This window comes from Halorarum salinum, assembly GCF_013402875.1.
In the GTDB taxonomy this organism is placed as follows: Archaea; Halobacteriota; Halobacteria; order Halobacteriales; family Haloferacaceae; genus Halorarum; species Halorarum salinum.
This window is the reverse complement of the sequence record NZ_CP058580.1, coordinates 64,333-77,980: the sequence shown is the minus strand read 5'-3', so window position 1 is coordinate 77,980 and position 13,648 is coordinate 64,333. Positions and strand designations below refer to the sequence as shown.

Below are 13,648 nucleotides of genomic sequence, written 5' to 3'. Positions count from 1 at the left end.
TTCGCTGACGACACACACGTAGTCAGGGTGTATTTAAAATGACGGAAGAACAGGAGGCCGTCAAGACCATCTGCCCGTACTGTGGCGTGGGCTGTGGAATCAAGGTACAGCCCGGAGCGAAGCCCGGCGACATGCGCTTCGTGCCGTGGGGTGACGCCCCGGTCAACGAGGGCCGCATCTGCATCAAGGGCGGCGCGGCGACCGAGGTCGTCGACCACGAGGACCGGCTGACGGACCCGCTCGTCAAGGAGGACGGCGAGTTCCGCGAGGCGTCCTGGGGGGAGGCCTTCGATCGCGTCGTGGGGGAGCTAGAGCGCATCCGCGAGGAACACGGGCCGGACGCGATGGGCTTTTTCGGGTCCTCGAAGACGATGAACGAGGAGAACTACCTCCTCCAGAAGCTCGCCCGCCGGTACGGCACCAACAACGTCGACAACTGTACCAGGATGTGTCACGCCTCGACGGTCTGGGCCCTCCGGACCAGCCTCGGCGCGGGCGCGATGACCAACAGCATGGCGGATCTGGAGGAGGCCGCGGACGTCTTCTGGATCCAGGGTGCCAACCCCGGCGAGCAGCACCCCATCGCCAACAGCCAGTACTTCCGGCAGGCCGTCCTGGAGGGGGCGACCGTCATCCAGGTCGATCCGCACGCGAACAAGACCACGCGGTCGTTCCAGATCGAGGAGACCGACCGCCACATGCACCTCCAGTTGAACCCCGGGACCGACATCCCGCTGTTGAACGTCGTGATCAAGACGGTGCTGGAGAACGGCTGGATCGACGAGGAGTTCGTCGCCGAGCGCACCGAGGGGTTCGAGCACCTGGAGGAGACGCTCGCGGACTTCGACAGGGAGGAGGCCGCAGAGCAGTGCGGCGTTCCGCTAGAGGACATCGAGCTCGCGGCCGAGAAGTACGCCATGGCCAACAACGCGGCCATCTTCACGGGGATGGGGATGAGCCAGCACACCTGCGGAGTCGACAACGTCCAGAACGAGATCAACCTCGCGCTCGTCACCGGCAACGTCGGGCGGCCCGGCACCGGCGTGAACCCGCTGCGCGGCCAGAACAACGTCCAGGGAACCTGCGACGTCGGCGCAATGCCGAACGTTCTCCCCGGCTACCAGCCCGTCGACGACGACGAGGCCCGAAAGTCGGTCGAGGCCGTCTGGGGGTTCGAGGTGCCGCCCGAACCCGGCCTGACGAACGTCGAGATCACCCGCGCGGCAGGCGACACCGTCGCCGGACTGTACATCATGGGCGAGAACCCCGTGATGTCCGAACCCGACGGTAACCGGGTCGAGGAGCGCCTTCGGGAACTGGAGTTCATCGTCGCCCAGGACATCTTCATGACCGAGACGGCCAAGTACGCCGACGTCATCCTCCCGGCGACGACCTGGGCCGAGCGCGGCGGCACCGTCACGAACACCGACCGGCGGGTCCAGCGGATGCGGCCCGTCCGGAAGGTCCACGGGAACACGAAACACGACCTCGAGATCGTCTCGGAGGTCGGGACCCGACTGTTCGGCGAGGGGTTCGACTTCGAGGACCCCGAGGACGTCTTCGAGGAGCTACGGCAGGTCTGTCCGAGCTACCACGGGATGACCTACGACCTGCTGGGCGAGGAGGGGATCCACTGGCCGTGTTACGAGCCGGGGGACGAGGGCGACCCGTACCTCTACGAGGAGTCGTTCGACACCGAGAGCGGGCTCGGGCACATCGAGGGCGTGCGCCACCAGCCGCCCAGGGAGACGCCCGACGAGGAGTACCCGATGATCCTCACGACCGCGCGCCTGGAGGAGCACTACAACACCGGGACGATGAGCCGGCGCTCGCCGACGCTGAACCGGCAGCACCCGGAGAACTTCGTCGACATCCACCCCAACGACGCCGAACGCTACGGCGTCTCGGACGGCGAGGACGTCACGATCCGGTCGCGGCGCGGCGAGATCACGGTGCGCGCGAACGTCACCGAGGCAATCAAGGAGGGGTCGATCTGGACGACGCCCCACTTCGCCGCCGCCTCGGCCAACCGCCTGACGAACGACGTGCTCGACGAGCGGGCGAAGATCCCCGAGTACAAGGCCGCCGCCGCGGAGATAGAGGTCGGCGTCGAGCCGGCGGACCCCGAGACGCCTGCCGACGACTGAGCCGCGTCCCCGGTCGGCCGGCCGTCCTGCCGGCCGCCCGTCTCACCCGAACGAGGGGAGCACCTCCGACTCGTAGAACTCCAGGCACTCCTCCTGGCGAGGTCCGACCTGATGGACCGAGACGTGATCGTACCCCGCGTCGACGAACGCCCCGATCCGTTCGACGTGGTCGTCCGCGTCGGGGCCGCAGACGACCGACTCGGCGACGTCGTCCGGTTCGACCAGTTCAGTCGCCTGCTCGAAGTGGGCGGGCGTCGGGAGTACCTGCCCGAGTTCGCCGGGGAGCGCGGCGTTTCGCCACCGCTCGTGTGCGACCCGCCGCGCCTCGTCCGTCGACTCGTCCCAGCAGACCGTGACCTGCCCGTACGCCGGGCGGTCGCCCGATCCCGCCTCGCGGAACTCCGCGAGCAGGTCCGGGTCCGGGGACGTGCCGATGAAGCCGTCGCCGAACTCGCCCGCGGCGCTCGCCGTCCCCGGACCGGAGGCGGCCACGTGTATCGGCGGCGGGTCGTCGGGGACCGTGTACAGCTTCGCGTTCTCGACGGTGTAGCCGTCGCCGCGGTGGGAGTACTCCTCGCCCGTCCAGAGCCCGCGGATGACCTCGACGGCCTCCGCCAGCCGCTCGAGCCGAACGTCGTGCGGCGGGAACCGGTCGCCGAGCACGTGCTCGTTCAGGTTCTCGCCCGTCCCGACGCCGAGGAAGAAGCGGTCCGGGAGCATCGTCGCGACCGTCGCCGCCGCCTGCGCGACGATGGCCGGGTGGATCCGGAACAGGGGGCACGTCACCCCCGTGCCGACCTCCAGGTCCGTCGTCTCGCGCGCGATGCCGCCGATCGTGCTCCAGACGAACGGGCTGTGCCCCTGGCTCTCGAGCCACGGGTGGAAGTGGTCCGAGACGAGCGCGAACTCGAAGCCGACGTCCTCGGCGCGCGCGGCCGTCTCGACGAGTTCGTCGGGGCCGTGCTCCTCGCCGATCAGCGAGTAGCCGAGCGCGGTCATCGGGGCGTCCTCCGTCGGGGTCGTTCGGTTACCATCACGGCCGTCGGTTCGGCCGCCGTGGACTTAGCGTTCCTCGCGGGCACACGCCGGGGCGTGACGGTCGCCGACTCCGGCCGTAACGCACGGGACGGCGAGGTGCGACCGTGGAAAACCGAGTTCGGGTGCCTACGCACTCACTTCGAGGTCGCCGACCATCGTGTTCGGGTGGACCGTACAGATGTACGTGGTCATCTCCTCGGAGGCGGTGAACGTGAGCGTCGCCGACTGGCCCTCCTCGGAGATCAGGTCGGTCTGTTCCAGGTTGTTCCCGTCCGAGTCCTGGATGGTGAAGTCGTGGGCCACCCCGTCCCCGTTCGTCCAGGTCACCTCGTACTCCTCGCCCGCCGTGAGCTGGAGCGTCGGGTTCTCCTCGCCCTCGATCTCGGACGGGGAGACGCCCATCCACGCCTCGGTCACGCCGTTGAACTCGTACGCGTTGCCGCCCCCGCCGGCGCCGCCTGCCGCGTCCGTTCCTTCCGCCGTTCCGGTCTCCTCGCCCATCTCCGTCTCGGTCCCCTCACCCGCTCCGGCTTCCGTCTCCTCGCCCATCTCCGTCTCGGTCCCCTCACCCGCTCCGGCTTCCGTCTCCTCGCCCATCTCCGTCTCCGTCTCCTCGCCGTCCTCCTCCTCTTCCGTCTCAGTATCCACTGCGGGCTCCGTCCCGTCGCCGCCGTCCGGTGAGGAGCAGCCGGCGAGCGCCGCGATGCCGATTCCGGCCACGCTGGTCCGTCGTAACAGGGTTCGTCGGTTCATACGCGACAGGATTCGACGAGTGGGGGGAAGATAACTCGGGTTGAATATGCCGGACTAGGCGCGTCGTATGTCGGTTTCCACCGGAATCGGGGGACGACCCCCGGCCGCACGATTCGGCTTCCGCCGTAGCGACCGACGCGGGGAGCGACGAGGGGCCGGCGCGTTCGAGCCGAGACGGCCGGCGGGCGCGGCTGGCCCCGTCGTCGTGTAGTCGCGTGGCGCGCTCCGGACGGGCCCGTTTCGGCGGTTCGCCGCCGTGACGGGCGACGTTCGTGGACGTACTCCAGCGCTAGCGGGAGTAGGTCCGGCCACTCGAGCGAGTAAGCGAACCCCGGCTGACAGGGCGGCGAGGCCGACCGGGCGGTGCGTAAGGGGTCGTTTCGTTACTAGCGCGATTTGAAACGCTTCGTTACGCCATACCGATGAAAACTGAACGAACGTGTGTATTTTTTAAACCAGGCGTGGACGACCCACGATGCCGTCATGCCAAGTGACAGCCAACCCAGCGACCGGTCCGAGGAACGGGCGGACGAGTACACGGACGAGGACGACGGCGGGAGGTGGACGACGTCGCGGCGACGCGTGCTCGGCGCGGCGGCGGCGACCGGGGTCGGCGCCGGCATCGCGTCGTCGGGCGACCTGGCGCCGTTCGGGGGGGCGAGCGCGTCGGCACAGCAGGGGACGGGCTTCTTCGAACCGGGCGCCGAAGTCGGCTACGAGGTCGTCGCCGAGGGGATGACGGCGCCGACCGACTTCGCGGTGGCCGACGAGGACGAGGAGCGGTACTTCGTGGCGGACCAGACGGGGGAACTGTGGGTCGTCACCCCCGACGAGGGACGCCAGGAGGAGCCGTTCATCGACGTGAGCGACCGGATGATCACCCTGGGGGAGTTCTTCGGGCAGTACGCCGACCGGAGCGGCGACTACGACGAGCGTGGCCTGCTCGGCGTTGAGTTCCACCCAGACTTCCAGGAGAACGGCCGCTTCTACCTCCACTACAGCGCGCCGCCGAGCGACGAACTGCAGGAGATGAACTGGGACCACATCGAGGTCGTCTCGGAGTTCCAGGCGGACGACGACCTCGGGAGCGGGGACCCGGAGAGCGAGACCCAGATCATCACCTTCCCGTCTCCGCAGTACAACCACGACGCCGGTCCGATCGCGTTCGGGCCGGACGGCTACCTCTACATCCCGATGGGCGACGGCGGCGGCGCCAACGACGACATGCTCGGCCACGTCGACGACTGGTACGACGCCAACGGGGGCGGCAACGGCCAGGACGTCGAGTCGAACCTGCTCGGCGACGTCGTCCGCATCGACGTCGACGGCGGCGACGGGGACGGCGGGGCGAACTACGGCATCCCGGAGGACAACCCGTTCGCCGGGGCGGACAACCCCGGGCTGGACGAGATCTACGCGTACGGGTTCCGCAACCCCTTCGGCATCTCCTTCGACGGCGAGGGGAACCTGTTCGTCGCCGACGCCGGCCAGGACCTCTGGGAGGAGGCGAACGTCGTCGAGGCGGGCGGCAACTACGGCTGGAACGTGAAGGAGGGCACCCACTGTTTCAGCACGGAGAACCCGAGCCAGGTCGACCCCAACGCCCAGTGCCCCGACACGGCGCCCGACGAGCCGCCGTACGACGGCGCCCCGTTGCGGGACCCGATCGTCGAGTACCCGCACGTCTACCAGGGCGAGTTCGAGGGCATCGTCATCGTCGGCGGCCACCGGTACGAGAACGACACGATCCCGGACCTCGAGGGGAAGTACGTGTTCGGCGAGTGGACGAGGGACCCCCGGCGGAGCGAGCCCCAGGGTCGCGTCCTCGCCGCGACGCCCCCCGAGGACTTCGGCGAGGGTGGCGCCGCGACGACGCCCGGGGGCGGTGACGCGACGCCCGGCACGCCGACCGGCGGCGCCGGGATGGACGGCACCCCGGAGGACGGCATGGGCGCCACGCCCGGCGACGGGACGGAGACGCCGCCGGGCAAGACCACCCCCGGCGGCGACGTGACCAGAACCCCCGGGAGCGCCGACGAGGGCGAAGTGCCGCGCGAGCGACTGTGGGAGATGGAGGAGCTCGTGCTCCCGGAGGACTTCGAGTACTTCGTCCGCATGTTCGGCCGCGACAACGACGGGGAGCTGTACGTCCTCGTCAACGAGGAGGGCGTCCCGCAGGGCGACACCGGCCGCGTCGTCAGGCTCGTCCCGCCCGGGGAGGGCGGGACGCCGAGCGGCGACGGGACCCCGGCCGGGACCCCCGAGGAGGACGGGACGGAGACGGAAACCGAGACCGAGACGGAAACCGAGACGCCCGAGGAGTGAGACGGGGGGCAGGGGAACCTACGCGACCCGACGGGACGCTCCCCGTCCGGCCCGCCGCTACTCGGAATCGGGCTCGGCCCCGTCCTCGGCCGCCCCGTCGGCGCCGTCCGGAGGCTCCGACCGCTCCGGCGGTTCGGGGTCGGCCCCGGCGGACTCGCCCATCGACGCCGTCGGCGTGAGCGGTTCGCCGTGGACGAGTTCGGGCAGGACGATGCGAACCGTCTCGAGCATCAGGACGAACAGGATCGGGAGGAGGAAGAAGCCGTACCAGCCGAACAGCACCGGCCCGAGCAGGTACGCGAACAGCAGCAGCATCTTGTCGATCGTCCGACCCGTGATGACCGGCTGCAGGAACGTCTGCGGGAGGACGTCCAGCAGGAGGAAGTAGACGACGAGCAGGCCGCCGACGAAGACGGCCTGACTCCCGTCGAGCAGGTACGCCCGGACCCCCAGGTAGGCGACGACCGGGACGTAGACGACCTTGCCGACGACGAGGGGGACGAGGCTGGCGACGCCGGTGAGGAACGCCAGGACGAACGGCATCGGAACCCGGAGCCCCTCCGGCGCGACGAGGTTCGTCCCCCAGTAGGTCGCCGCCGCTACGAGGGTCATGGCGAGGACGAACAGGAGGTTGCCGAAGAAGACCGACTCCAGGTCCTCGTCGACCGCCGTCGCGTAGGCGTAGGCCGCGGTGTCCCGTCCGCCGAACAGCCGGCGGAGCCCCTCCGCGAGCGCGTCGTCGTTCGCCAGCAGGAAGTACGAGAGCGTGACCGCGAGCGAGGCGAGCAGGAGTGCCCCGACGAGCGCCGAGAGCGCGGCGAGGCCGAGTTCGACCACCGACCGCGTCGTCTCCCGCGGGTTCGAGAGGAACTGCCCGGGGTTCCGGATCGCGGACTCGGCGGCCCGTCGGCTGTCTGCGGGGATCGCGTCGAGGTCGATCCCCCCGGGGAGCGGGAGCGAGGCCGGGGTTCCGCCGAGGAACTGCCCGGCCTGCTGGACGATCTGGAACCCTGCGTAGAAGCCGACGAACAGGATCGGAACCAGGACGAGCAGCACGGTCGCGCCGGCCGCGAGCGCGTCCGAGTCGACGACCCCTGCGAGGCGTCGACAGATCGGCCGGGTGGCGTAGTAACCGAAGACGCCCAGCACCAGCAGGCCGATCAGCGAGTGGGCGATGTACGCCGCGACGGCCCCGAGCGCGAGGACGAACGCCCACCAGCCGACGCGGTGGCCCGCGACCGCCCGTCCGCCTCCCTCGTCGTTCATACCCGTCGTCGGACGGGTTCCGTCCCCGAAACGGTTGTGGCCGTCGCCCGCGCGGCACCCGCCACGGGGTGCCCAAAAAGGTTTCAGCGCCCGCGGCGTACGTCGGACCGGATCACGATGAGCGACGACACCGACACCGAAGCGACGGACGGGCGCGAGATGGGCGTCGACTTCGGCGACCTGCGCGGGGACCTGGAGGACGAGGAGTACCCGCTCTCCCACGGGACGCTTCTCGACCGCTACGGCGACCGGGAACTGGAGATCTCGAGCGGCACGAGGACGCTGCGGGAGGTGCTCTCCGACCTCGGCGAGCGGGACTACGAGTCGGCCGACGCCGTCAGGCAGGCGGTGCTGAACATGGTCGGCGAGGAGGCGGTCGGGCGCGAGGGCTACTCCGACCGCGGCGGTGACGGCGAGGGGCAGGAGTCGGACCAGGAGTCGTTTTAGGCGTCCGGCCGCGCGTCTCCGGCCGGCCCGACGGCGGGGGCGTCGACCCCGCGACGGACGGCCACGGCCCCCTGCAATGGACGGCCGCAGGTACTTGGCCGGCGCCGCCGTCCAGGGGAGCGGAGATGCAACCTTCGACCCTCTCGCACGCGTCGGCGCTCCTGTGGAACTACCTCCGCTACGGCGACCGCGGCGTGGACGCCGTCGCGGAGCGGGTCCACGACGCGGCCCACGACCTGCCGAACGGGAAGTTCGACAAGCGAAGCGCTCGCTACCTGCCGCAGTCGCCGTTCCCGCCGCTGCTGTGGCGCCCCCAGTGTGGACGGTGTCAGTTCTGGGAGGAGGGCGGGCCCGGGGAGTCCGGACGGTGCCACGTCGTCGGCCGACCCGACGACGGGTTCGGCGGCGAGGCCATCCACCCCCGGGGATGGTGCGCGCTGTTCACGCCGCCGAGCGACGAACCGGCGTTCGCCTGGGTCCGCGAGCGCCTCATCCCGGACGGCGCCTCCAGCGTCCGCGGCGAGTACCACCCGTCGGTCCGGAACGAGTCGGCGGGCGGGGAGCCGTCGCCCCGGCGCGAACGCACCATCCCCGTCACGGGTCCCGACGATGACGGGTGACCCGGGCGACGCGGCGGACCCGGAGGGGAGGACGTCGCCGCGCGTTCCGACGGAGGCCGGCGACGGGTCGCGCGTCTCGGCTGCCGACCTCCCCGACCCGCCCCGCCTGTGGCTCACCCACTACCCCCGGATGCTCGCCGCCTACGCGCGCCGGGGCGAGGACGGCCTCGCGGACGTCGAGGAGGCGCTCCGGGTGAAAGCCGCCGCCCAGCCCGGCGGGAAGTTCGGCAAGCGGCAGGCCGCGTACGTCCCGTTCGTCCCGCTCCCCCCGGCGGACTGGCGACACAAGTGCGGACACTGCCGCTTCTGGGTCGACCACGGCCCGGGCGAGCCCGGCGAGTGCATGATCGTCGGCCGCGAGGGCGACTACCTCGGCGGGAAGGCGATCCACGAGGAGGCGGGCTGCGGGCTCTTCATGCCGCCGGCCGGGGAACCGCCGTTCGAATGGGTCTCCGAACAGCTCTCGCCGACGGGCGCCGACCTCGTCCGCGGCGAGTACCACCCGTCGCGGTCGGCGGCCGGGACGGGCGGGGGCGGAACGGCCGCGCGCGGACGCCGACGGACGCGCGCCAGCCGGTACACGAGCGAGCGCGACGTGGGCGACGCGCACGTCCCCGCCGGGACGCGGATCGGGCTCGAACGCGTGGCGACGGGGCTGTCGGCGCCCGTGGCGGTGTGTCACGACCCGGCGGAGCCCTCCCGGCGGTTCGTCGCCGACCAGAGCGGCCAGGTGTACGTACACGACGACGGCGGCCTGCGCGAGGAGCCGTTGCTCGACGTCACCGACCACATGGTCGAACTGCGCACGCAGTACGACGAGCGCGGGCTGCTCGGACTGGCGCTCCACCCCGAGTTCGCCGACAACGGGCGACTGTTCGTCAGGTACAGCGCGACCCGCCGCGACGGGACGCCCGAGTCGTACGACCACACCGAGGTGCTCGCGGAGTTCGCCGTCGACGGCGACCGCTCGCCGGTCGACCCCGGGACCGAGTCGACCCTGCTCGAGATCCCCTCCCCGCAGTTCAACCACAACGCGGGCGACCTCGCGTTCGGGCCGGACGGCTACCTCTACGTCGCGATGGGCGACGGCGGCGGGGAGGGCGACCGGGCCCCCGGGCACGTCGCGGGCGGGAACGGGCAGGACGTGACCGAGAACCTGCTCGGTGGGATCCTCCGGATCAACGTCGATTCCGAGGGCGAGCGGGGGTACGGGATCCCCGACGACAACCCCCTCGTCGGCGAGGAGGGGCTGGACGAGTACTACGCGTGGGGGCTCCGCAACCCCTGGCGGGTGTCGTTCGACTCGGAGGGCCGACTGTTCGTCGCCGACGTCGGGCAGGCGCTGTACGAGGAGGTGAACGTCGTCGAGAACGGCGGCAACTACGGCTGGAACCTGAAGGAGGGGTCCCACTGCTTCGACCCGGACAGCCCCGCCGACCCGCCGGACGACTGCCCCGACGAGTCCGCACGCGGCGAACCGCTGCTCGACCCCATCGTCGAGTACCCGCACGTCCGCGGCGACGCCGTCGTCGGGAGCGCGGTCGTCGGCGGCCACGTCTACGAGGGGTCGGCGCTCCCGGAACTCGAGGGCGCGTACGTGTTCGGCGACTGGGCCACGACCCAGGACCGGCCCTCCGGACGGCTGTTCGCGGCCCGTCCCTCCGGCGAGGGGTGGGAACTCGAGGAACTGGTCGTCTCGGACACGCGGAACGGCCGCCCGAACCGGAACGTCCTCTCGTTCGGCCGCGCCCCGGACGGCGAACTATACGTCTGCACCAGCGAGACGCACGTGCCGAAGGGCGAGACGGGCGAGGTGCTCCGCGTCGTCCCGCGGGGGTGACCCCGTCGGACGCCCGGCCAGGTCGGGAACGGGCCCACGCGATTCGACGGTCTAGGTTCTTACCAATCGACGGAAGCATAACTCGTCCGAGATGACGTGCCGTGTGGCTCCGTACTCCCGGATGCGGGACCGACGGGGGATCAGTACACCAGTTCGCCGGCGACGAACTTCCGCGCGCGCTCGTCGTCCGGGGAGCCGAACACCCGCTCCGCGGGGCCGACCTCGATGACGCCGCCGTCGAGCAGAACGGCGACGCGGTCGGCGACCCGGCGCGCCTGGTTCATGTCGTGGGTCGCGAGGACGGCGCCGATGCCCCGGTCGCACGCCCGGTCGACCGCGTCCTCGATGACCGCGGTGTTGCGCGGGTCGAGGTCCGAGGTGGGTTCGTCGAGCAGGAGCACGTCCGGCTCGTACGCGACCGCGCGGGCGAAGGAGACGCGCTGGGCCTCCCCGCCCGACAGCGAGGCGGCGGACCGGTCCGCGTCGTCCGCGAGGCCGACCAGGTCGAGCGCCTCCCTCACGGCCCCGTTCGTCCCGTTCCGACCCAGGAGGCCGGCGAGTTCGTCCCCGAGTCGCTCGCTCCAGGGCCGGCGGACGCGGAGGCCGTACTCGACGTTTCGGGCGACGTCCGCGTCGAACAGGCCCGCCTCCTGGAACACAATCCCGACGCGCCGGCGGAGCCCCAGCCTGTCGGACTCGGGGGCGTCCCAGACGTCCGTCCCGTCGAACGACACCGTCCCCTCGTCCGGGCGCTCGAACAGCGCGAGAAAGCGGAGCAGCGTCGTCTTGCCGGCGCCCGACGGCCCGATGACGGCGACGACCTCGCCGGGGTCCACCGCGAGCGAGACGTTCGAGAACACCGGCTCGCCGTCGAAGGCGTGCCCGACGGCGTCGGCCCGGAGCGTCACCGCAGGGTCCCCCCGTCGCCGAGGCGGACGACGACCGCGTTGACGAGCAGCACGATGGCGAGCAGGACGGCCCCGAGCGCCATCGCGGTCCCGTAGCGGCCCTGCCGGGCCTCGAGCTGGATGGCCGTCGTCATCGTCCTCGTCCGCGAGACCCCGTCGGGTCCGGCGATGTTGCCGCCGACGATGAGCACCGAGCCGACCTCGCTTATCGCCCGGCCGAAGCCCGCGAGCACGGCCGTCGCGATGCCGTAGCGGGCCTCCTTCACCGTGACGAGCGCCACGTCGAGGCGAGTTCCCCCGAGCGAGTAGGCGGCGTCCCGGACGTTCCGGTCGACGCTCGTCACCGCCGCGAGGCTGATGCCCGTGATGGCGGGGGTCGCCAGCACGAACTGGGACGCGATCATCGCCTCCCGGGTGAACACGAGGTTCAGGCTCCCCAGCGGACCCTGGTTCGAGACGAGGAAGAGGACCGCCAGCCCGACGACGACGCTCGGGAACCCCATCCCGGTGTTGATGAGCGAGGTCACGAGCCGCTTGCCGGGGAAGTCGGTGAACCCGACGGCGAGCGCGACGGGCACGCTGACGAACGTGCTCAGGAGGACGGCGAGCACGCTCACGTACAGCGAGACGGCGACGATGCTCTCCACGTACACCGGCTCGAACGGGAACTCGACGAGCAGCGGGGCGGCCCCGGCGAGGGCCGGAACGGCCTCGATCAGCGACGAGACGGTTCCGGCGGGCGACGGAACGGCTCCGGCGAGCGACGGGCCCGCGGACGGCGTGACGGGGTCGGGTGCCACGGGGGTCACGGTCAGCCTTCCGTGGAGTTCCCACTCCAGCCTTCCGGTACGTACTGCTGGAAGTCGGGGTCCTCCGAGAGCGCCTCCGGGTAGAACAGCTGTTCCCCGTTCGCCGTGTACTCCTCGATGCGCCGCTGCCCCTCGGGGCTCGTGACGTAGCCGATGTACGCCATCGCCAGGTCGTAGTTGACGTCCCCGTGGACGGCGGGGTTCACCGCGAGGATGCCGTAGGGGTTCGCGAGCAGCTCCGGCCCGCCCTCGATGGGACCCTGGACGTGGATGACCAGGTCGACCACGGAGCGCTGGGAGAGGTACGTCCCCCGGTCGGCGAGGGTGTAGCCGCCCTGCTCGTTGGCGACGTTGAGCACCTCGCCCATCCCCTGGCCGGTCTCCATGTACCAGTCGCCGGACGGCTCGACGCCCGCCTCCTCCCAGATGGCCAGTTCCTTCGTGTGCGTGCCGGAGTTGTCGCCCCGGGAGACGAACGTCGCCCCCCGGTCGGCGATGGCGGAGAACGCCTCGGTCGCCGAACCCGACCCGCCGATTCCGGCCGGGTCGTCCTCGGCGCCGACGACGACGAAGTCGTTGAACATGAGGTCCCGCCGGTTCACGCCGTACCCCTCGGTCATGAACTCGTCCTCGAGCGAGCGCGCGTGGACCATCACGACGTCCGAGTCGCCGTTCCGCGCCGTCTCCAGGGCCTGGCCGGTCCCCTGCGCGACCGCGTCGACGGTGACGCCGTACATGTCCTCGAAGGGGGCGTTCAGTTCGTCGAGCAGGCCGGTGTCGTGCGTGCTGGTCGTCGTCGTGAGCGTGAGCGTCTCGCCGACGACGCCCGGCGCCTCGTCCGAGCCGCCGAACTGACCCGCGGCCGAACAGCCGGCGAGGCCCGCCGCCGCCCCGGCGCCCAGCGTCGCGAGCAGTTCCCGCCGATGTATCGCCATGGGAACATCGACCGAACGTTACATCATAACTGTTTCGACGAGGTTCGGAACCGAAACCCATTACGTGGGGGCGGACCACCCCGGCGTATGACCGGCCGAACGGAACTCGCCACGGTCGGGACGGTCCACGACGAGGGGTCGTGGCTATTCACCGCCACGGACGCGAACGGGAACGACGAGGAGGTAATCCTCGTCCCCTGTGCGGACGGCGTCGAGGCGTGGGTGAACCGCTGCACCCACGAGGCACAGCGGCTCGACCGGGGGTTCGGCGCCGCGATCCGCGACGGGCAGGTGATCTGTCCGAAGCACGGATCGATGTTCGACGCCTGTTCGGGCTACTGCGACAACGGCGAGGCAGCTGACACGACGCTGGTCCCGGTGGACGTGGCCGTCGAGGGCGGGACCGTCTACCTCGCGGACCGCTCGTACACCTTCCGCCGGGAGGGCGGTCTCGACGCGGGCGACGGTGACGACGAGGGCGACGGCGGGCCGAGTTCGACCTCGCACATCGGCTTTTGAGTCCGTCCAGCGGTCGCTCCACGCGCCGCGACGCCGACGTG

Annotated in this window: 12 protein-coding genes; 6 read left to right on the top strand and 6 right to left on the bottom strand. The window is 71.0% G+C overall.

What is annotated here, in order from left to right; translation table 11 throughout:
- Positions 1-38: 38 nt before the first annotated feature.
- Positions 39-2,147, top strand: coding sequence for a formate dehydrogenase subunit alpha (gene fdhF, locus HUG12_RS20610; RefSeq protein WP_179270777.1), 2,109 nt, complete (start codon positions 39-41; stop codon positions 2,145-2,147).
- A gap of 42 nt (positions 2,148-2,189) precedes the next feature.
- Here the strand turns inward: fdhF and HUG12_RS20605 are convergent, their stop codons facing one another.
- Positions 2,190-3,146: a TIGR03557 family F420-dependent LLM class oxidoreductase gene (locus tag HUG12_RS20605; protein WP_179270776.1), complete on the bottom strand. Its 957-nt coding sequence runs from the start codon at positions 3,144-3,146 to the stop codon at positions 2,190-2,192.
- A gap of 165 nt (positions 3,147-3,311) precedes the next feature.
- Positions 3,312-3,938 carry a cupredoxin domain-containing protein gene (locus HUG12_RS20600; RefSeq protein WP_179270775.1) on the bottom strand — a complete coding sequence of 209 codons (627 nt, stop codon included), beginning with the start codon at positions 3,936-3,938 and terminating at the stop codon, positions 3,312-3,314.
- Positions 3,939-4,421: 483 nt separating this feature from the next.
- On the opposite strand from HUG12_RS20600, the gene HUG12_RS20595 reads away from it, so the two are divergent.
- Positions 4,422-6,263, top strand: coding sequence for a PQQ-dependent sugar dehydrogenase (locus HUG12_RS20595; RefSeq protein WP_179270774.1), 1,842 nt, complete (start codon positions 4,422-4,424; stop codon positions 6,261-6,263).
- Between the two features lie 57 nt (positions 6,264-6,320).
- On the opposite strand, the gene HUG12_RS20590 is transcribed toward HUG12_RS20595, so the two are convergent.
- A complete protein-coding gene (locus HUG12_RS20590) occupies positions 6,321-7,529 on the bottom strand; it encodes an AI-2E family transporter (RefSeq protein ID WP_179270773.1) in 1,209 nt (402 codons plus the stop codon).
- A gap of 117 nt (positions 7,530-7,646) precedes the next feature.
- Between HUG12_RS20590 and HUG12_RS20585 the strand changes: the two genes are divergently transcribed.
- The 3 genes from HUG12_RS20585 (at position 7,647) to HUG12_RS20575 (ending at position 10,436) form a co-directional block, all read left to right on the top strand.
- Positions 7,647-7,976, top strand: a complete 330-nt coding sequence (locus HUG12_RS20585) for a DUF5789 family protein (protein WP_179270772.1) — start codon at positions 7,647-7,649, stop codon at positions 7,974-7,976.
- A 125-nt stretch (positions 7,977-8,101) separates the two neighbouring features.
- Positions 8,102-8,596: a high-potential iron-sulfur protein gene (locus HUG12_RS20580; protein WP_179270771.1), complete on the top strand. Its 495-nt coding sequence runs from the start codon at positions 8,102-8,104 to the stop codon at positions 8,594-8,596.
- Positions 8,586-10,436, top strand: a complete 1,851-nt coding sequence (locus HUG12_RS20575) for a PQQ-dependent sugar dehydrogenase (RefSeq protein WP_246308227.1) — start codon at positions 8,586-8,588, stop codon at positions 10,434-10,436. Before HUG12_RS20580 ends, HUG12_RS20575 begins: the two co-directional genes overlap by 11 nt.
- 140 nt (positions 10,437-10,576) lie before the next feature.
- Here the strand turns inward: HUG12_RS20575 and HUG12_RS20570 are convergent, their stop codons facing one another.
- The 3 genes from HUG12_RS20570 to HUG12_RS20560 form a co-directional block, all read right to left on the bottom strand.
- Positions 10,577-11,344 (bottom strand): amino acid ABC transporter ATP-binding protein, encoded by a 768-nt coding sequence (locus tag HUG12_RS20570; RefSeq protein WP_179270770.1) that lies wholly within the window; start codon positions 11,342-11,344, stop codon positions 10,577-10,579.
- Positions 11,341-12,060 carry an ABC transporter permease gene (locus tag HUG12_RS20565; RefSeq protein ID WP_179270917.1) on the bottom strand — a complete coding sequence of 240 codons (720 nt, stop codon included), beginning with the start codon at positions 12,058-12,060 and terminating at the stop codon, positions 11,341-11,343. Before HUG12_RS20565 ends, HUG12_RS20570 begins: the two co-directional genes overlap by 4 nt.
- A 95-nt stretch (positions 12,061-12,155) precedes the next feature.
- The gene (locus HUG12_RS20560) at positions 12,156-13,088 is read right to left on the bottom strand and encodes a substrate-binding domain-containing protein (protein ID WP_179270769.1); all 933 of its coding nucleotides are present in this window, start codon (positions 13,086-13,088) and stop codon (positions 12,156-12,158) included.
- A gap of 87 nt (positions 13,089-13,175) precedes the next feature.
- On the opposite strand from HUG12_RS20560, the gene HUG12_RS20555 reads away from it, so the two are divergent.
- Entirely contained in the window at positions 13,176-13,607 is a 432-nt protein-coding gene (locus HUG12_RS20555; RefSeq protein ID WP_179270768.1) for a Rieske (2Fe-2S) protein, read from the top strand.
- Positions 13,608-13,648 lie beyond the last annotated feature (41 nt).

Excerpts from the sequence above, each read along its gene's own strand:
- fdhF (WP_179270777.1), top strand. The coding sequence starts at position 39 with ATGACGGAAGAACAGGAGGCCGTCAAGACCATCTGCCCGTACTGTGGC.
- HUG12_RS20605 (WP_179270776.1), bottom strand. The coding sequence starts at position 3,146 with ATGACCGCGCTCGGCTACTCGCTGATCGGCGAGGAGCACGGCCCCGAC.
- HUG12_RS20600 (WP_179270775.1), bottom strand. The coding sequence starts at position 3,938 with ATGAACCGACGAACCCTGTTACGACGGACCAGCGTGGCCGGAATCGGC.
- HUG12_RS20595 (WP_179270774.1), top strand. The coding sequence starts at position 4,422 with ATGCCAAGTGACAGCCAACCCAGCGACCGGTCCGAGGAACGGGCGGAC.
- HUG12_RS20590 (WP_179270773.1), bottom strand. The coding sequence starts at position 7,529 with ATGAACGACGAGGGAGGCGGACGGGCGGTCGCGGGCCACCGCGTCGGC.
- HUG12_RS20585 (WP_179270772.1), top strand. The coding sequence starts at position 7,647 with ATGAGCGACGACACCGACACCGAAGCGACGGACGGGCGCGAGATGGGC.
- HUG12_RS20580 (WP_179270771.1), top strand. The coding sequence starts at position 8,102 with ATGCAACCTTCGACCCTCTCGCACGCGTCGGCGCTCCTGTGGAACTAC.
- HUG12_RS20575 (WP_246308227.1), top strand. The coding sequence starts at position 8,586 with ATGACGGGTGACCCGGGCGACGCGGCGGACCCGGAGGGGAGGACGTCG.
- HUG12_RS20560 (WP_179270769.1), bottom strand. The coding sequence starts at position 13,088 with ATGGCGATACATCGGCGGGAACTGCTCGCGACGCTGGGCGCCGGGGCG.
- HUG12_RS20555 (WP_179270768.1), top strand. The coding sequence starts at position 13,176 with ATGACCGGCCGAACGGAACTCGCCACGGTCGGGACGGTCCACGACGAG.